This window comes from Amycolatopsis sp. cg9, from assembly GCF_041346945.1.
Lineage (GTDB): Bacteria > Actinomycetota > Actinomycetes > Mycobacteriales > Pseudonocardiaceae > Amycolatopsis.
Window position 1 is genome coordinate 10,155,340 of record NZ_CP166850.1, and the last position, 18,142, is coordinate 10,173,481.

Sequence of the window (18,142 nt, forward strand, 5' to 3'; positions counted from 1 at the left end):
TCCGAAAAAGACCCTATCATCTCAACGTTTTCGGAAGTTTGAGGAACTCGCGGTTCGCTCACCCGGGTGACGGGTATTCCCGGTTGCCACCGTACGCCCAGATCCGTCCACATCGGACAGTCGAAAGGACGGCGACGATGCCGTATCCCCCGCCCCAGGAGCCGTACGAACCGCGCTACGAACCGGCCGCGACGGAAGAAGTCGTGGAGCGGACCCACCCGCGCATCCGGGTCGTCCGCACGATCAACGCCCTGATCCACCTCGTCTGCGCGGTGTTCGCGCTGGTCCTGGCCGTGCACATCGTGCTGGTCATCGGCGAGGCGAACTCGGCGAACGGCTTCGCGCACCTGATCAGCGAGTGGTCGTCCGGCGTCTCACTGGGCCTGCGCAACCTGTTCACGCCGGACTCGGAGAAGCTCGCGACGTTCCTCAACGACGGCCTCGCGGCGGTGATCTGGCTGGTCATCGGGGCGATCCTGACCGACGTGATCGCGCGCATCGGCGTTCCCGGTCCGCGGCGGGTCTGGTACCGGCGCAGCTACCGCTGACCCGGCCGCGCGAAAAGGCCTCCCCGGCCGCAGCCGGGGAGGCCTTCTTCACGTTCGTGGTCAGCCCTGCGGCTGTTCGGCCACCGGCGGCACCGGCTCCGGTTCGTGCTCCGGCCGGGCCTGGTCGGCGGGTTCGGCGCCGCGGGGTACCGGAACGCCCACGGGGGCGATCGCGTCGAAGTGCTCGCGGCACCAGCGGCCGTAGCGCCTTGCCTGCACCGTCATCGCGTCCACCTCCTCTCGCCGGGCGATCCTCGTCACACCCTCAGCGTCCTCCGCCCGGGTGCCGAATGCCAACAAATTTAAGCGGGACTTAACACGCACGTCCGGGTGAACGTCTACAAAGGACCTCAGCCCGCGAACGAGCGCACGACCTCGCGGCAGAACGCCGGGAGGTCGTCCGGGTTCCGGCTGGAAACCAGGCCGTTGTCGACCACTACCTCTTGGTCGAGCACGGTGGCGCCGGCGTTACGCAGGTCGGTGCGGATGCTCGGGTACGACGTCAGCCGCCGCCCTCGTACGACATCCGCTTCGACGAGCGTCCACGGACCGTGGCAGATCACCCCGACCGGCTTGCCCGCCCGGACGAAGTCGCCCACGAACCGGACCGCGTCCGGGTCGATTCGGAGGTTGTCCGGGTTCATCGTGCCGCCGGGCAGCAGCAGCGCGTCGAAGTCGCCGACTCCGACGTCGGCCACCTTGCGGTCGACCGGGAAGCGGTCGCCCTTGTCGATGTCGCCGTTCATCGCCTGGATCTCGCCGGTGTCGAGGGATACCAGCTCGACCGTCGCGCCTTCGTCGAGGACGGCCTGGCGCGGCTGCTCGAGTTCGACCTGTTCGACGCCGTCCGCGGCCAGGATCGCGACGCGGCGCCCGTTCAGTGCGTTCGCCATGAGACTCCTGTCATCGGGATCGATGCCCGGAGAATTACCCCATCCGCGGGCGGTCAAACCCCGGTCTACAAAGGACAGGAGATCACTCGGGGCACTCCACCGCGAGCACCGCGATGTCGTCGTGGGCCGAACTTCCGAGCCAATCGCGGACGGCCTGCCGCAGCCGCCGCACCACCTCGCGGGCCGGCTCGCCCGCCGCGGCCGTGAGCACCGCGCGCAGGCGGTCGTCGCCGAAGAGCTCCGTCTGGTCGTGGCGGTTGCGGGCCTCGGTGATGCCGTCGGTGTAGAGCAGGCACATGTCGCCGCGCTCGAGCCGCACCCCGGCCTCGGCGAACCGGGCCTGCGGCGAGATGCCGACCAGCGTGCCCGGGACGGTGACCTCCTCGACCACGCCCGACCGGCGCACGATCAGCGGCGCCGGGTGCCCGCCGGAGGCCAGCGTCAGGTCGACGCCGCCGTCCGACGGCTGGGCCGTGCCGAGCACGAGCGTGGCGAAACGGCTGCTGCCGCCGGCGATGAGCAGCTCGTTGAGCAGCCGCAGCAGCGTGCGGCCGTCGCGTTCGACCATGGCCAGCGCGGTCAGCGCGTGCCGGACCCGGCCGGTCAGCGCCGCGGCCTCCGGCCCCTTGCCGCAGACGTCGCCGAGCACCAGGAACGCGCTGCCGTCGTCGTGCGGGAGGACGTCGTAGAAGTCGCCGCCGACCGCGAGCACCCCGCCCGCCGGCTCGTACCAGGTCTCGAACCGGGTGCCCTCGAGCTCGGGCGGGTCGATCGGCCGCAGCGTCGTTTCCAGGCCGCGGGTGGCCTCCTCCTGGCGGGCGTAGCGCTGGGCGTTGGCCAGCGCCGTCCCGGCCGCCTTGGCGAACTCGACCACCGCACGCGTCTGCTCCGCGCCGAACTCGGGGTCGGCGCGCCGGCCCAGCAGCAGGGCGCCGGTGACGCCGGAGCCCGCGCCCGGCCCGAGCGAGACCACCGAGACCTCGGCGTGCCCGGCGAACCGGTCGGCGACGACCGACGGGAGCGTCGCCACCTCCGGCGCGGGCACGGGCGCGAGCTGGGGGCGGCCGGTGGCGCCGAACGTCGCCGCCAGCACCGGCGCGACCTGGGCCGGGACCCGCCGGATGCGGCCGTGGCCCTGCGCCGCCGGGCCTTCGCAGCTCCACCACTCCCACCGGCCGCGGGTGGTCGGGAGCAGCACGAAGACGGTCTCGGCCAGCGCGGACGCGGCCAGCTCGGCGATCACCCGCGCGGTGCCGTGGCGCCCGCGCGCACCGGCCAGCCGGGGCCCGGCCTCGGCCAGGAAGTCGCCGACGTGCCGCTGCGGGACCTCCTCCGCGGGGACGGTCCAGGCGTGCCAGCCGCCCGGGAGGGCCCGGATGCGGGCCGGACGCCGGTGACCTGCCGCCTCGACGTGACCCACCGTCGGGTTCGCGGGGATCCGGGTGGCGGAGCCCCCGGCCAGGGACGAAGCCGCCGGTGCCGCCGTCTCGGCGGCCGGGTGCAGCCGCGGCTCGGCGCCGCCGGTCAGCGTGCGCGCCGCCGGGTTCGCCCAGCGCACCGACCCTTCGGCGTCCTGGAGGAACACCGCGTCGCGCACGTCTTCGAGGACGGCCCGCCCGAAGGCGTCGAAGCCCGGCGGCCCGTCCTCACCGGTGATCGGCGGCAGGGCCGCCGACGCCGGGGCCGGACGTGACACCATGCACGGACCTCCTGCCTCCGGACTGCTGTCGCACGGCTACCGCGTGGTGGGCGGACTGGCTCGAAGTGTAGGGCGAATCATGGCACGCTGGGTCGACGACCATGGCTGGCGCATGCGTGGTGGAGAGGGTCGGCACACATGACAACGGAATCCCAGAGCGAAGCGGCCGCGCTGGAACGGCTGCTCGTGGCGGTCCGGGATCTCGGGGACGGCAACTTCCGCCGGCGGCTCGTCCCGCACGGCGACGGCATCTCGGCGCAGCTCGCGGTGGCGTTCAACGACATCGCCGAGCGCAACCAGCGGCTGGTCAGCGAGCTGCTGCGGGTGCGGACCGCGGTCGGCCAGGAAGGCAGGCTGCTCGAACGCCTGGAGGGCGAGGTCGGCCCCGGCGGCTGGAGCACCGCCGTCGACGCCGTCAACGGCCTGGTCGAGGACCTCACCCGGCCGGCGATCGAGCTCGAGCGCGTGCTCGGCGGCGTCGCCGACGGTGACCTGTCCCAGCCGATGACCCTCACGCTGGACGGCCGCCCGCTGCAGGGCGCGTACGCCACGCTGGCCAAGACGGTCAACGGCCTCATCGCGCAGCTGTCCCGCTTCGCCGCCGAAGTGACGAGGCTCTCCCGCGAGATCGCGGGTGAGGGACGTCTCGGTGGCCAGGCGGTCGTCCCGGGCGTGTCCGGCACCTGGCGCGACCTGACCGACTCGGTCAACTTCATGGCCGACAACCTCACCGAGCAGGTCCGCAACATCGCCCAGGTCACCACCGCCGTCGCGCGCGGCGACCTGACCCAGAAGATCAACGTCGACGCCCGCGGCGAGATCCTCGAGCTCAAGAACACCATCAACACCATGGTCGACCAGCTCTCGTCGTTCGCCGACGAGGTCACCCGCGTCTCCCGCGAGGTCGGCTCGGACGGCAAGCTCGGCGGCCAGGCCCAGGTGGCGGGCGTCGCCGGGACGTGGCGCGACCTCACCGACTCGGTCAACCAGATGGCCGACAACCTGACCGACCAGGTCCGCGGGATTTCCCAGGTGGCGACCGCGGTGGCCAACGGCGACCTGACGAAGAAGATCGACGTCGACGCCCGCGGCGAGATCCTGCAGCTGAAGAACACGCTGAACACGATGGTCGACCAGCTCTCGGCGTTCGCCGGCGAAGTCACCCGCGTGGCGCGCGAAGTCGGTTCCGAGGGCAAGCTCGGCGGCCAGGCCGAGGTGGCGGGCGCGGCCGGGACGTGGCGCAGCCTCACCGACTCGGTCAACGGGATGGCCGACAACCTCACCGACCAGGTCCGCAACATCTCGCACGTGACCACGGCCGTGGCGAAGGGCGACCTGACCCAGAAGATCACCGTCGACGCGCGCGGTGAGATCCTCGAGCTCAAGACGACCATGAACACGATGGTCGACCAGCTGTCCGCCTTCGCCGACGAAGTCACCCGAGTCGCCCGCGAAGTGGGTACCGAAGGACAGCTGGGCGGGCAGGCGCAGGTCCCGGGGGTCGCCGGCACCTGGCGCGACCTCACCGGCTCGGTGAACTTCATGGCGAACAACCTGACCACCCAGGTGCGCAACATCGCCCAGGTCGCCACCGCCGTCGCGCGCGGCGACCTGACCCAGAAGATCGCGGTCGACGCCCGGGGCGAGATCCTCGAACTCAAGACCACGCTCAACACGATGGTCGACCAGCTCTCGGCGTTCGCGGACGAAGTCACCCGCGTCGCCCGCGAAGTCGGCACCGAAGGCAAGCTCGGCGGCCAGGCCACCGTGCCCGGCGTCGCGGGGACCTGGAAGGACCTCACCGACAACGTCAACTTCATGGCGAACAACCTGACCGACCAGGTCCGGAACATCGCCACGGTGACGTCGGCGGTCGCGAAGGGCGATCTGACGCAGAAGATCACCGTCGACGCGCGCGGCGAGATCCTCGAACTCAAGACCACGCTGAACACGATGGTCGACCAGTTGTCCGCCTTCGCCGACGAAGTCACCCGGGTGGCGCGCGAAGTCGGCACCGAAGGCATCCTCGGCGGCCAGGCCACCGTGCGCGGTGTCGCCGGGACCTGGAAGGACCTCACCGACAACGTCAACGTCATGGCGACCAACCTGACCGACCAGGTGCGCAGCATCGCCACGGTCGCGACCGGCGTGGCCAACGGCGACCTGTCGAAGAAGATCTCGATCGTCGCCCAGGGCGAGGTCGCGGCGCTGGCCGAGACGCTGAACGGGATGGTCGAGACGCTGCGCGCGTTCGCCGACGAAGTCACCCGCGTCTCCCGCGAGGTCGGCACCGAAGGCATCCTCGGCGGTCAGGCGCGGGTGCCCGGCGTGGCCGGCACCTGGAAGGACCTGACCGAGAACGTCAACTTCATGGCGCACAACCTGACCAGCCAGGTGCGCAACATCTCGCAGGTGACCACCGCGGTCGCGAAGGGCGACCTGACGAAGAAGATCGACGTCGACGCCCGCGGCGAGATCCTGGAACTCAAGACCACGATGAACACGATGGTCGACCAGCTCTCGGCGTTCGCCTCCGAGGTGACGCGCGTGGCGCGCGAGGTCGGCACCGAGGGCAAGCTGGGCGGCCAGGCCGAGGTCGACGGCGTGTCCGGCACCTGGCAGCGGCTCACCGAGAGCGTCAACCAGCTGGCCGGCAACCTGACCACGCAGGTCCGCGCGATCGCGCAGGTGGCGACCGCGGTGACGGCCGGCGACCTGACCCGGCACATCACGGTCGACGCGTCCGGTGAGGTCGCGGACCTCAAGGACAACATCAACCAGATGATCGCGAACCTCAAGGAGACGACGAGGACCAACCGCGAGCAGGACTGGCTGAAGACGAACCTCGCGCAGCTGTCGGGGCGGATGCAGGGGCACCGCGACCTGGCGTCGGTCGCGGCGCTGATCCTGTCCGAGCTGGCCCCGCTGGTCCGGGCCCAGCAGGGCGCGTTCTTCCTGGCCCGCGACGACGACCGCGACGGCACGGTGCTGGAGTGCATCGCGGCCTACGGGCTCGCGCAGTCCCGCGCCGGCCTGCGGTTCGGGATGGGCGAGTCGCTGATCGGCCAGGCCGCGGTCGACCAGCGCACGATCCTGGTCCACAACGCACCGCCGGAGTACGCGCTGATCTCGTCCGGCCTCGGCTCGGCGGCGCCGGTGAACCTGATCGTGCTGCCGGTGCTGTTCCAGGGCGAGGTGCTCGGCGTGCTGGAACTGGCGTCGGTCAACGAGTTCAGCACGGTCCACCAGGACCTGCTGGAGCAGCTGCGGCACACCATCGGCGTCAACGTGAACACGATCCTGTCGAACTCGCGCACGGAAGCGCTGCTCACCGAGTCGCAGCGGCTGGCGCAGGAGCTGCGGGCGCGCTCGGAGCAGCTGCAGGCCCAGCAGGGCGAGCTGCGGCGGTCCAACACGGAGCTGGCCGAGAAGGCGGCGCTGCTGGCCCAGCAGAACCGCGACATCGAGGTCAAGAACAGCGAGATCGAGCAGGCGCGCCAGGAACTGGAGGAGCGCGCCGGGCAGCTGACGGTGGCGTCGCAGTACAAGACCGAGTTCATGGCGAACATGTCGCACGAGCTGCGGACGCCGTTGAACAGCGCGTTGATCCTGGCGAAGCTGCTGTCGGAGAACCCCGAAGGGAACCTGACGGAGAAGCAGATCCAGTTCGCGAAGACGATCTACGCGGCGGGCTCGGACCTGCAGCAGCTGATCAACGACATCCTGGACCTGGCCAAGGTCGAGGCGGGCCGGCTGGACATGCAGATGTCCGACATCACGCTGCCGGAGCTGGTGGACTACGTCGAGTCCCTGTGCCGCCCGCTGACCGCGGACAAGGGCCTGGAGTTCGCCGTCCACATCGACCCGCCGGTGCCGGGCAGCGTCCACACGGACGAGCACCGCCTCCAGCAGATCCTGCGGAACCTGCTCTCGAACGCGGCGAAGTTCACCGACGAGGGCGGCGTCCGCCTCCACATCCGCGCGGCCGACCCGGCGGAGGTGGAGCAGGAGGCGCTGCGGAACGCGCCGGGCATCATCGCGTTCGCGGTCGAGGACACCGGGATCGGGATCCCGGAGGAGAAGCTGGCGGTCATCTTCGAGGCGTTCCGCCAGGCGGACGGCACGACGAGCCGCAAGTACGGCGGCACGGGCCTCGGCCTGAACATCAGCCAGCAGCTGACCGAGCTCCTGGGCGGCGAGCTGCGCGTGGTGAGCGAACCGGGAGTGGGTTCGACGTTCACCCTGTACCTCCCGGTGGCGGCGGCCAACCTGGTCGACCCGGCGGTGACGGCGCTGTCCTCGCCGAGGCTCCCGCCGGTCCCGAGCACGGTCCTGGTGGCCGCCCCGGACGTCACCCCGAAGCGCTTCCACGGCGAGAAGGTCCTGATCGTCGACGACGACCTGCGGAACGTGTTCGCCCTGGCCGCGGTCCTGGAGCAGGCGGGCCTGGAGGTCATCTACGCCGAGACGGGCGTCGACGGCATCCGAGCCCTGGAGCGCAACGAGGACACGGCACTGGTCCTGATGGACGTCATGATGCCCGAGCTGGACGGCAACGCAACGATCGCGGCGATCCGCGCGGAGGCGGCCAACGCGGACCTGCCGGTGATCGCGGTGACCGCGAAGGCAACGGCGGAGGACCGGGCCCGAACGCTGGCCAGCGGGGCGGACGACTACATCACGAAGCCGGTGGACACGGACAAGCTCCTGGACGTGATCGCGGCTTCCCTGGAGGCAGACGCCGCTTCGGCTCGCGACGCCGCCTCTTACGAGAGTGGAGCGGGTGACGGGAATCGAACCCGCGTAGCTAGTTTGGAAGACTAGGGCTCTACCATTGAGCTACACCCGCGTGCCCCCGGAGGTACCCGGGTGCGTGGCCAGCTTAGCGTGACGCGCTAGGCTGATCGCACACCCCCCTGGGGGTGTGCCGGGATGTGGCGCAGCTTGGTAGCGCATCCGCTTTGGGAGCGGAGGGTCGCAGGTTCAAATCCTGTCATCCCGACCAGATGTTCGAGGCTTCGCTTCGCGGACGCCTCCTACCCTTCCCCCACCCCGGGGGCCGAGTCCCCGCGCCTGCTCAGGTGCGATCCGAGTCGTCTTCGGTAGCGGAACCCGCAGTGCCGCAATCGCGGGCAGCGGCGATGGTGACGGCCCGCCTCAGACCGCGTCGAAGCCGCCGGGTGCGTCCTGGCCCGACAGGGCCGCCACCATCGCCGCGCGGTGCCCACTCCGAGTTTCGTGAAGATCCGCCGCATGTGGGCCGAAACTGTGTACAGGCTGATGTCGAGCACCCGGGCGATCGCGCGGTTCGTGCAGCCCTGCGCCACCATCCGGGCGACCTCGTGCTCCCGGGGGCTCAGCAGGTCGTGCGCCGCCGGCACCACCGGCACGAGCAGGCAGCGGACACCCATCTCCGTCACGTCCAGCAGCGGCCTCCGCCCCGCCGAGTCCGGGTCCGCCAGTTCGGCGGCCCGCCTGACCAACGCTCTCGCCAGGCCTCGGACGGTCTCGTCGTCCCCCACCGCCGGCCTCCTGGCCTCGCGGTGCCGCACCGGCGTGTGCATGGCTGCCACGGCCGACAAACTCGTCGTCATCGACGTTCCCCCCGCTCCTCCGCTCCAAGCAAACCCGGAAAACGGCTGCCGCGCATCGTCGATTCGTGTGACAACGACCGACTAGCCGGATCGGGCCCGCCACGGACGTGCGACTACTCGTCCCGGCCCGGACAGCGTGCACTGGGTGCTCGACGAGAGGGGAACGCAATGAGCCGTCGTTACCCGGCCGTGGATGGCGAGCTGGAAGACGAACTGATCCGGGAGGTGGAGGCGGAGCTCGAAGACGAACTGGAGACCGGCCTCGGCGAGTTGGAGAGCGAGTTCGAAGACGAAGGCGGATACGGCGAGCTGGCCGGGGAGCTGGAAGACGAGCTCGAGTACGAGGACGAAGACGAGTACGAAGAGGAGTACGAGGCGGAAGCCGAGTTCGAAGCGGTCGTCCGCGAGCTGGAGGCGGAGTTCGAGCTCGAGGACGAGGGCTTCAGCAATCCCGCCCGGCGCGTCTACTCCGATGCGGAAATGCTGGCGCAGCTGGCTTTCCAGGCCGAAAACGCGGAGAGCGAGCAGGAAGCCGAAGCTTTTCTCGCCGCGCTCGCGCCGCTCGCGTTCCAGGCGGCGAAGTGGGCTCTGCCGAAGATCGTCAAGCACGGCCCCCAGCTCATCCGCGGCGCGGTCAACCTCGGCAAGAAATTGTGGCGCAACCCGGCCACGCGGCACGCCGTCCGCCACGTGCCGCGGATCCTCGGCCAGACCGCGCGCGACGTCGGCCGCCGTTACGCCGACGGCCGCCCCATCAACGCACGCTACGTCAGCCGGCGGCTGGTCGGTCACGCCGTGGATGCCGCGAGCGGACCGCACCGCGGCCACAGCCACGGCCGCGGCGGCCACAGCCAAGGCCACCGGCCGCGCCCGCAGCAGCCGCGACGCCGGCAGCACACCGCTCGGCGGGCCCGGGCGCGCGCCGGCTCCGGACGGCGCAAGGCGTGCGGCCGTGCACACCGCCGTTGAGCCACGCCCCGTCCGAACCGGCGCCGCGGCCGTGCCCACCGGGTTCCGGCGAGCACGGCCGACGGCCGGGGAAAGCCTGGCGGGGTGGGCGCGGACCCAGGTCACCAACGCGCGCCGGCACACCGCTGCACTGCGGCCGTTCCGGTGGGAGGAGTTCGGCGACCCGGCGACCGGGCCGAGCCGGGCGCACCTGGTCGCGGTCAACCGGATGATGACGACGCTGCGCGGGCCGCTGCGCACTTCGGTGCAGGCAGTCGACCGGGCCGCCGCCGAGCCGGTCGACCCGGCGGAGCTACTGCGCGCCAAGTCGCGGGCGCACCACTGGGTGCGCGCGACCGAGCAGATCTGGAACTTCTACCTCGACCTGTTCAACCAGCGGCAGACCGCGTTCGCGCCGTGGCTGGTCGCCTGCGACCGGATCGCGCTGGACTGCTACCAGTACGCCTACCTCGGTCTCGGGCGCTGGCGGCCGATCCCGACGCCGCCGCCGTTCTGCTACCTGCGGCACGGAGGCGGCCCGGCGACGTCACGGCGCGGGATTCCGTTGCGGCGGCTGGGAAACCGGCTGAACCCGTTTCCGCTGATCCAGCTGCCGTACCACCGGCTGGTGAACCCCTGGACGCTCGGCGCGGTGCTGCACGAGGTCAGCCACAACCTGCAGAACGACCTCGGGCTGGCTCGGGCGATCCCCCTGCGGCTGGCGACCCGGCTCACCGAAGCGGGCGTGCCGGCCGAGGTGGTGGCGGTTTGGGTCCGCTGGAACCGTGAGACGTTCGCGGACTTGGCCGCGGTGTCGTTGGGCGGCCCGGCGGTGGTCGGTTCACTCATCGACGTCATCGGCCGGACCAGCCTGGAAACCCTGGGCTTCTCGCCCCGCGCCGTGCACCCGGTGCCGTACCTGCGGGCGAAGCTCTCGATCGAGCTGTTGCGGCGCATGGGTTTCCGCCGGCACGCGGACTCCTACGCCGAGCTGTGGCGACGGCTCTACCCGGGCGCAAAGCTGTTCGGAGCTCCGGACGCGCTGCAGGCCACGGCCGCCACAGCGATCCCGGCGGTGGTGGACGCGATGTGCTTCACGTCGTACCCGTCGCTCGGAAACCGGCCACTGGCCGCGGTACTGCGGTTCGAGCCCAAGGAGCAGGCGATGATCGAAGAAGCCGCCGAACGCCTCGCCGACGGCGTCTCGCCCGGCGTGGTGCCGGAACGGTTCCTCATCGGCGCGGTCCGGTTCGCGCTCGACCGGCGGATGGCGCCACCCCGGCGGCTGGTCGGGTTCTTCATGGAGGAGCTCGGAAGGAAGTCACGATGACATTCCGCGCCGAATTCGCCGGCCTGCGGGCAAAAGTCGCCCTGCTGGCCGACGCCTGGCACGGTCTCGAACTGGCGGTGTGCGAGGACCGCCCGCCGGGCGACGGGCTCGCCGTGGCCGACCACCTCGGCGACGTCGCCACCGAGGGCACCGCCGAACTCCTCGCGGCGGCGCGGACACCCGCCACCGCCGAGGGCCTGTACACCACGGCCACCGCGCTGTTGTGGATCCGCCGCCGGATCGACGACGAGTACCGGTCCCCCGCCACGGTGACCGCGTTGCTGCGCGGCGCCCGGGAGCGGGAGGCCGAATGGCGCGGGTGGGTGAAGGGCGTCAGGCGTGGCGCCGACCGTTGCGTCGACGCGTTGCGGGACGCGGAAGACGCGATGCTGCGGTGCTGGCGAGAAGCAGTGGAACTGGCCGTACTCGACGGATGTGGGGCAGACCGATGAACACCGAACAAGACCGCGGCGCGCAGCTGCCGCAGGCGCAGGAGGTCGACACGGCGTACCCGTCGTCGGTCCGGCCGTATCCCTCGTCGCCCCCGGCGGGCAAGCTGGCCGAGCAAGCGATCAGTGACGTCCTCGGCTGGAAGTGGCGCGACGGCGACACGAAGGGCTTCGTCGCCGCGCTGACCGGCAGCTTCGGGCTGTCCGAGGTCGGGGGGCGCACCCAGGCGAAGTGGACCCCGCGCGGTTACGCGATCCAGGCCGACCTGGGCGCGGTCACCGGCGGTCAGGCGTCCCTGGCGGCCCGCGCCCGCAGCGCGGCGAAAGACGCGCTCGCGTTGCTCGACGCCCTCCGTCCACTGCGGACGAACGCGGATCCCGACAACGCCGAAGGTCTGCGGGCCCTCGTCCGGCACGACCTCGAGCAGATCCGCCAAGAACTGGAGAGCCCGCTCATCCGCGTACCCCGCGTCGATCAGCTCTTCGCGCTGCTGCTCGGGCAGACCGGGCCGTCGAGCGCACCGGATGGCACGGAAGCGGACACCGTGCGCGGCCACATCGGCCGGCTGCGCGACGAGTTCGGCCTGACTTCACGCGAGGTCAACACGATCGAAGAGGAGCGCATCCAGACCTCCTTCATCACGCTGGTGGACTGGGTGGTGTCGCTGCACCGCGGCTGGCTGGACTCCCGCAGCCGGATCGACCCGTTCTCGCAGCCCGCGACCGGGCAGCCGTACTTCGGCCCGGCCGTGGTCGCGCTGTCCCAGCTGCTGGCGGCCACGGCGGCGCAGGTCGACGAAGTCGTCGCGATGCTGCAGTCGGTGTTCATCCAGCAGGAAGACCTGGAGGTGCTGCGGATCCCCGACACCGACGGCGGCACGATGTCGCTGGGCGGCCTGCTGCGCTGGGTCCACGACTTCGCCGCCGTCGAGGGCAGCCAGCTCATCGAGTCGGCGGGCAAGGAGGGCGTCGGGTCGGCGTTTCTGCAGGTCGCGACCCAGCTGCAGCGCCTCGTCGCGAAACTGCCGCGGTCGTGCCCGAACGGCGACAACCGCGACGTGCCCGGCAATTTCCGCGCCACGCTGCCGCCCGGCTTCTTCAGCAGCCGGGTGCAACGCGCCATCGACGAGCTCGACGACCACCTGCTGGAGGTCGTGCGGATCGCCACGCCGATCGGGGTCCCGGGGCCGTCGCCCGCCACCGGATCGCGCGAGCGGAACGACGCCGAGCAGGCCGAACCGCCCGAGGCGGAGACGTCGAAGGCCCAGCAGCCGCGCAAGCGGCCCGGCCAGTAACCGAACCGCAGGGGAGGGACACCATGGGAACCGAAAAGGAATACCGGGAACTGTTCGACCGCGTCGCGGCGCTGCGCGGGCAGGTGGCCGGCAAGCTGGCGAACGAGCTGGGCAGCGACCCGAAGCTCGGCGACGCCGTCCTCAAGCAGCTCGACGACATGCTCACCGCGGTCGAGACCGAGCAGCGCACCCGGCCCGGCCCGGCCGACGGTGGCATCGCGTCGCTGGTCGGGCTCGGCGACGCGAGCGCACCCGACCTCGGGCAGACCAGCATGCCGCCCGGCGTCGACGCCTACGACGAAACCGTCGCATCGGAGCGCGTCATCGCCGTCGGCGACCTGTACTACCTCTACCAGCACGAGCGGATCGGGGTGTTCCGCGTCGTGCAGAAGCTGCAGGAGCTGTTCCAGCGGGGCGCGATCCGGCTCTCGGACGGACCGGGCGCGTTCGGGCTCTACCGCTTCGACCGGCGCGACGTGCTGCGCTACACCAAGCGGGACCGGGTCAGCGCTTACCGGCGGGTGCTCGGCTACGGCCGGGGACCGGGCTCGGCGAACGCGCGGCCCAACACGGACTTCCACCAGCTGTTCACGCAGTTCGGCAACCAGGTCGCGCTGTTCTGGCGGGACAAGCGGATTTCCGACGTCCTCCGGGAACGGGCCTACGACCCGAGCTTCGGCAGCGTCGCCGTCGTGCGGCGCAGCGGGCTGGATCTGCGGAACAACCTGAAGTTCACCTCGTACGGCCACCTGAACGTGCTGCGCGTCGAGGTGATGCAGTTGCTGACCGAGGCGTTCCGGATCCTGGGCGCGGAAGACGTCCTCGACCTGTTCGGCGCGACGAACGCGTGGGACACCGTCGACGAGGTGCTCATCCGCTACTTCGACGAACGGCTCGTCTCCTCGCCGCGGCAGCGGATGGCCGTCACCGGGCGGCAGGTGCTGCGCTGGCTCGCCGCCCCGCACATCCTGGAGACGACCCGCTCGGAGTTCGAGGCACTGCTGCTGGAGATCGCCGAGCCGGCCGAGGAGTGGATCACGTCCGCGCAGTCACTGCGGCTGGCGGAGCGGACGAGCACGCCGGGCGTGCTGCCGATCGACCGGCAGCACCCGGCCGGGGTCGCGGCGACCGGGTCCGCCCAGCGTCCGGTGACGCCGCGTCGCAACGGCCACCGGCCGGGGGTGGTGGCCCTCGCCCGGCGGAACTGACCGTGTCCGACGGTCCGCCACTGCGGCGGGGCCGGAGCCCGGCCCGCTGCGCACGGCCTCGGGTCCGCTACAACCGGGTCAGCCACTCGGTCACGGTCTCGGCGATCAGGCCCGGCTGGTCCTCCGGTGTGTGGTGGCCCGCCACCACCGGGTGGTGGGCCACCGCCATCGCCGCGAAGTTCACCGACATCCAGTCGATCATCGGCGGGGTCAGCATCGTGTCCGGGCCCGGGTCGAACGTGATCAGCAGCTTCGGGACGTCCGGGGAAGCCGCCAGCCAGCCGTCGAACGCCTCGATGCGGGACACCACCTCGGGCGGCTCGCCACCCAAAGGCATCGAACGGGCCCACCGCAGCAACGGGATCCGCGACTCCGGTGTCGGGTACATGGCTTCGTACTCCGGTGGGAGCGCCTTCAGAAACATCTCGATCATCGGATCGCCTGCCCCGGGTGTCTTGAGCGCGCGGAACACCTCTCTTCCCGCCTGCGGGAACTCCTCCCACGTCATCGGCTTCAAGACCGCTTCCGTGAACACCAAGCCGCGGACCCGCGACGGGTGTCGTGCTGCCCAGTCCGCCGCCAGCGCGCCGCCCCAGTCGTGACCGACCAGGACCACGTCTTCCAACGACAGATCGTCGAACCACTCGGCCAAGTAGCGCGCGTGGTCGGCGAACGAGTAGTCGATCGGCGGCCGCGGTGAGGCGCCCATGCCGATCAGGTCCGGGGCCAGCCTGCGCTCCGGCACCGCCGAAACCACGTTGCGCCACAGGTGCGATGACGTCGGGTTGCCGTGCAGGAACACCACCGGCATGCCGGTGCCGACGTCTACATAGGACAACTGGCTCACTTGAACGCCACCGCGTTGCGGGCGGCCCACTCCGCGAAGGAACGAGGTGGGCGGCCCAGCACCTGCGAGACGTCCTGGCTCACCCGCTGCTCCGCCGGCGACGGCGCACCCAGGATGTCCAGCGTCGCTGCCGCCACCTCGGGCGGCATGACGGCCGCGAACGAAGAAAAGGCTTCCTCGCGCGTCTGCGGGACGAACCGCACCGGCTCCCCCAGCGCCTCGCCGATCGCCGCCGCTTGGTCGCGAGGAGAAATCGGGGCCGGGCCCGTCAGTTCGTACGTCCGGCCCGCGTGCGAGGCGTCCACAAGGGCCGCCGCGGCCACCGCCGCGATGTCCGCCGGGTCGATCACCGGCAAGCCGACGTCACCGAAGGGGGCCGCCACTTCCCGCGCGACCCGAACGCTTTCCGCCCACTGCAACGCGTTCGACGCGAAACCGCCGGGCCGCAGGATCGTCCACTCCGGACCTGCCGCCCGTACCGCGTCTTCGAAGAAGGCAGGGTGGCGGCCCGTTCCGACGCCCTGCGACGACAGCAGCACCACCCGCGCCCCGCCGACCTGGTCCAGCACCCGCTCCAACGGCCCACGGAAACCCGGCGGCAGCAGCAGGAACACCGCCGACGCCCCGGCGAAAGCCGGCCGCAACGATGCCGCGTCCGACAAGTCGGCTCGATCCGGCCCGCCGCGGGACACCGCCCGCACCTCTTCACCCGCCGCCGTCAGCGCCTCCACCAACGGCCGTCCGACATTGCCCGTAGCTCCGGTGACAACGATCATGCGAGCGACGCTACCTTCGCCGGTATAGTAGGTACCTAGAGGAAAGTAATGGCTGGAGGCCCGAAAAGTGACCAGGACCACACCCGAGCTGGCCTGCCCGATCGCGCCGGTGGTGGACATCGTGTTCAGCCGGTGGACCACGCCGATCCTGTGGGCGCTCAACGAGTTCGGCCGGCAGCGGTTCGTCGAGCTCGAGCGCCGCATCGCCACCATCACGCCGAAGGTGCTCACCCAGCGGCTGCGCCAGCTCGAGCGCGACGGCCTGGTCGTGCGCACCTACCACGCCGAGGTGCCACCGCGGGTGGAGTACGAGATCAGCGAGCTGGGCCGCAGCCTGGGTCCGCTGTTCGCCAGCCTCGCCGAGTGGTCGCCCAACCTCGACGAAGTGGCAAAGGCCCGCGCGGCCTACGATTCCCGCAGCTCGGCAAGGTAGGCCGCGGCCACTGTTCTCGTACGCCACCCGGAACGGCTATCGCGAAACGTCCAGGTAGTCCAGGTTCGCCGGGCCGTCCGCGGTCGTCGCGGTGAGCCGCACGGTGTGCGCGCCCGCCGCCAGGGTCACCGGACGGGCCACCGTGCTCCACGTCGTCCAGGCGCCGGTCGGCGGGAACGGGACACCCGTGGCCACCACCGTGCCGTCGACCGCGACGTCCACCGGGCGCGCCGCCGTCGTGCCGTTCGCGTAGCCGAACGTGAGCGCCGACGCCGGACCGGCCACCTGCCATTCGACGTAGCTGCCGACGGCGTTGGCGCCGTTCGCGAAACCGGTCCCCGAGAAGCCCGCGTGGTTCGCGTCCACCGTGCCGCCCGCCGAAAGGGTCGCGGACTCGGCTTCGTAGCGGGAACCCTGGGAAGACAAGCGGTACAGCACCGTCGCGTGCGAAGGCACCGAAGCGCTGATCGTGCCCGTGGTGCTCCGGACCGCCTTGCTCCACAAGTCTTTCAGCGTGTAGGAAGACGCGCTGCCGATGCCGGTCGCGGACGCGGTCGTGCCGATCGTCGCCGTCGCGGCGGTTTCGTTGGACAGCGCCACCGCGCGGTCGCCGTTGGCGAGCACCTTGCTGTAGACGACGAGTCCGCCGTTCGCGCTCAGCACCGTCGCCTGCTTGCCCAGCGGGTCCTGGTCGAGCGCGATCACGTCGGTGTTCTTGAGGATCGCGAAGCTGTCGTCGGACACCTTCCGCAGGTCGCTGCCGATGAGCAGGGGCGCCGCCATCATCGCCCACAGGCTGAAGTGCGTGCGGTACTCCGCCGCGGTCATGCCGCCGTTGCCGACCTCCAGCATGTCCGGGTCGTTCCAGTGGCCGGGGCCGGCGTACTGGGCGAGCCCGCGGTTGGTCTGCGCCTTGCCGATCATGCTCGACCACTTGTCGGAGATGTCACCGGTGGTGCGCCACAGGTTCCCGACCGGCGCCGCCCACGTCCACGGCTTGTTCTGGCCCCACTCGCAGATCGAATAGGCGATGGGCCGGCCGGACTTCGCGAGCGCGTCCCGCATCGCCTTGTACCGCTGCTGCGCGTCGACGCCCTGGTTGTTGCAGTTGTCGTACTTCAGGTAGTCGACGCCCCAGGACGCGAAGAGGTTCGCGTCCTGCTGCTCGTGCCCCAGCGCGCCGGGGAAGCCGGCGGTGTTGCACGTCTTCGTCCCCGCGCTGGTGTAGATGCCGAACTTCAGGCCCTTGGCGTGCACGTAGTCGGCGAGCGCCTTGATGCCACCGGGAAAGCGCGCGGGATCGGGGACGAGGTCACCCGCGGAGTTGCGCGAGGGCAGCGCCCAGCAGTCGTCGATGTTGACGTAGGTGTAGCCGGCGTCCTTGAGCCCCTTGCTGACGAAGATGTCCGCGATGCCCTTGATCATCGCTTCGGTGAATTCGGCGCGGCACTGCGTCGAGTTCCAGTTGTTGAAGCCCATCGGCGGCGTCCGCAGCAGCCCGTTTTCGAGGGCCGACGCCGGGGGCGAGCCCAGGACGAAACCGCTTGCCGCGATCGCGAGCGCGGCAGCCGCGCTCGCGATGCGCCGGAGTGAGGACATGCGTGCTCCCGGAGGTGAGTAGGGCGACCTCCGGTTAGTAAAGGATCCTTCCAATCAAGGCGTCAAGACGCGATGCATCAAACATCAGATATGACGCCACATTTTCCCGGTCACCGGCACGCCACGGCCAGCTCCTCCACCAGCCAGGCGTGCAGCTGCCGGGCCGCGTCGGCCACGTCCTCCCCCGTCTTCAGGGTCAGGACCGGCACCCGCGGCTCGGCGACCGCCGTGCCGAACAACCGCAGGTAGGCGCCGACGGTTGTGAGCTCGGCGTCCGTGACGGTCTCCGGGAGCTCGTCGAACTCGATTTCCGCGGGGTCGGCGAGCACGGCGCCGGTCGCCCCGGCCGCGTCCGCCACGGCGGCCGCGAGCAGAGCACCCGAGCCGGACCCGAGCACGACGAACGGCTCGCCGGCCGCCTGCTCGCGGATCGCCTCGGCCGCCGTCGCGACCAGCGTGCCCAGGTCGGCGGGCGCGGGTGTCTCGCCGTCGAACCCGGGCGCGGGCAGCAGCCACGCCTCGC

The 18,142-nt window shown here is 71.0% G+C and carries 15 protein-coding genes and 2 tRNA genes; 9 read left to right on the forward strand and 8 right to left on the reverse strand.

Translation table 11 applies throughout. The features are described from left to right. Positions 1-137: 137 nt before the first annotated feature. Positions 138-548, forward strand: coding sequence for a hypothetical protein (locus tag AB5J73_RS46740; protein ID WP_370966454.1), 411 nt, complete (start codon positions 138-140; stop codon positions 546-548). A gap of 60 nt (positions 549-608) precedes the next feature. Here AB5J73_RS46740 and AB5J73_RS46745 read toward each other — a convergent pair whose 3' ends face one another. The 3 genes from AB5J73_RS46745 to AB5J73_RS46755 all read right to left on the reverse strand — a co-directional run bounded on the left by AB5J73_RS46745 (position 609) and on the right by AB5J73_RS46755 (position 3,140). Then, on the reverse strand, positions 609-773 hold the full coding sequence (locus AB5J73_RS46745; RefSeq protein WP_370966456.1) for a hypothetical protein: 165 nt from the start codon (positions 771-773) through the stop codon (positions 609-611). A gap of 125 nt (positions 774-898) precedes the next feature. Further along, positions 899-1,441 carry a type 1 glutamine amidotransferase domain-containing protein gene (locus tag AB5J73_RS46750; RefSeq protein WP_370966458.1) on the reverse strand — a complete coding sequence of 181 codons (543 nt, stop codon included), beginning with the start codon at positions 1,439-1,441 and terminating at the stop codon, positions 899-901. A gap of 82 nt (positions 1,442-1,523) precedes the next feature. Continuing rightward, positions 1,524-3,140: a SpoIIE family protein phosphatase gene (locus AB5J73_RS46755; protein ID WP_370966460.1), complete on the reverse strand. Its 1,617-nt coding sequence runs from the start codon at positions 3,138-3,140 to the stop codon at positions 1,524-1,526. A gap of 138 nt (positions 3,141-3,278) precedes the next feature. Between AB5J73_RS46755 and AB5J73_RS46760 the strand changes: the two genes are divergently transcribed. Then, on the forward strand, positions 3,279-7,964 hold the full coding sequence (locus AB5J73_RS46760) for a HAMP domain-containing protein (protein ID WP_370973554.1): 4,686 nt from the start codon (positions 3,279-3,281) through the stop codon (positions 7,962-7,964). Here AB5J73_RS46760 and AB5J73_RS46765 read toward each other — a convergent pair. Continuing rightward, positions 7,916-7,989 (reverse strand) — tRNA-Gly (locus AB5J73_RS46765). The two genes, AB5J73_RS46760 and AB5J73_RS46765, sit on opposite strands and share 49 nt — an antisense overlap. Positions 7,990-8,068: 79 nt before the next feature. Between AB5J73_RS46765 and AB5J73_RS46770 the strand changes: the two genes are divergently transcribed. Next, positions 8,069-8,145 (forward strand) — tRNA-Pro (locus tag AB5J73_RS46770). A gap of 31 nt (positions 8,146-8,176) precedes the next feature. On the opposite strand, the gene AB5J73_RS46775 is transcribed toward AB5J73_RS46770, so the two are convergent. Next, positions 8,177-8,734, reverse strand: a complete 558-nt coding sequence (locus tag AB5J73_RS46775; protein ID WP_370966462.1) for a response regulator transcription factor — start codon at positions 8,732-8,734, stop codon at positions 8,177-8,179. Between the two features lie 168 nt (positions 8,735-8,902). Here AB5J73_RS46775 and AB5J73_RS46780 point away from each other — a divergent pair, with 168 nt between their 5' ends. Genes AB5J73_RS46780 through AB5J73_RS46800 form a run of 5 tightly spaced genes read left to right on the forward strand, consistent with a single transcriptional unit; the run spans position 8,903 to position 13,964 of the window. Further along, positions 8,903-9,703 carry a hypothetical protein gene (locus tag AB5J73_RS46780; RefSeq protein WP_370966464.1) on the forward strand — a complete coding sequence of 267 codons (801 nt, stop codon included), beginning with the start codon at positions 8,903-8,905 and terminating at the stop codon, positions 9,701-9,703. After that, entirely contained in the window at positions 9,687-11,012 is a 1,326-nt protein-coding gene (locus AB5J73_RS46785; RefSeq protein WP_370966466.1) for a hypothetical protein, read from the forward strand. The genes AB5J73_RS46780 and AB5J73_RS46785 overlap by 17 nt, the downstream gene beginning before the upstream one ends. Then, on the forward strand, positions 11,009-11,464 hold the full coding sequence (locus AB5J73_RS46790; protein WP_370966468.1) for a hypothetical protein: 456 nt from the start codon (positions 11,009-11,011) through the stop codon (positions 11,462-11,464). Before AB5J73_RS46785 ends, AB5J73_RS46790 begins: the two co-directional genes overlap by 4 nt. Continuing rightward, positions 11,461-12,756, forward strand: coding sequence for a hypothetical protein (locus tag AB5J73_RS46795; protein WP_370966469.1), 1,296 nt, complete (start codon positions 11,461-11,463; stop codon positions 12,754-12,756). Before AB5J73_RS46790 ends, AB5J73_RS46795 begins: the two co-directional genes overlap by 4 nt. 23 nt (positions 12,757-12,779) lie before the next feature. Beyond that, the gene (locus tag AB5J73_RS46800; RefSeq protein ID WP_370966471.1) at positions 12,780-13,964 is read left to right on the forward strand and encodes a hypothetical protein; all 1,185 of its coding nucleotides are present in this window, start codon (positions 12,780-12,782) and stop codon (positions 13,962-13,964) included. 67 nt (positions 13,965-14,031) lie between these two features. Here AB5J73_RS46800 and AB5J73_RS46805 read toward each other — a convergent pair whose 3' ends face one another. Next, complete coding sequence (locus AB5J73_RS46805) at positions 14,032-14,811, reverse strand: haloalkane dehalogenase (protein WP_370966473.1); 780 nt, start codon at positions 14,809-14,811, stop codon at positions 14,032-14,034. Further along, positions 14,808-15,587, reverse strand: coding sequence for an NAD(P)H-binding protein (locus tag AB5J73_RS46810; RefSeq protein ID WP_370966475.1), 780 nt, complete (start codon positions 15,585-15,587; stop codon positions 14,808-14,810). Before AB5J73_RS46810 ends, AB5J73_RS46805 begins: the two co-directional genes overlap by 4 nt. Before the next feature lie 67 nt (positions 15,588-15,654). Here AB5J73_RS46810 and AB5J73_RS46815 point away from each other — a divergent pair, with 67 nt between their 5' ends. Further along, entirely contained in the window at positions 15,655-16,020 is a 366-nt protein-coding gene (locus tag AB5J73_RS46815; protein ID WP_370966477.1) for a winged helix-turn-helix transcriptional regulator, read from the forward strand. A gap of 36 nt (positions 16,021-16,056) precedes the next feature. Here AB5J73_RS46815 and AB5J73_RS46820 read toward each other — a convergent pair whose 3' ends face one another. Then, entirely contained in the window at positions 16,057-17,619 is a 1,563-nt protein-coding gene (locus tag AB5J73_RS46820; RefSeq protein ID WP_370966479.1) for a carbohydrate-binding protein, read from the reverse strand. Positions 17,620-18,142: the final 523 nt, after the last annotated feature.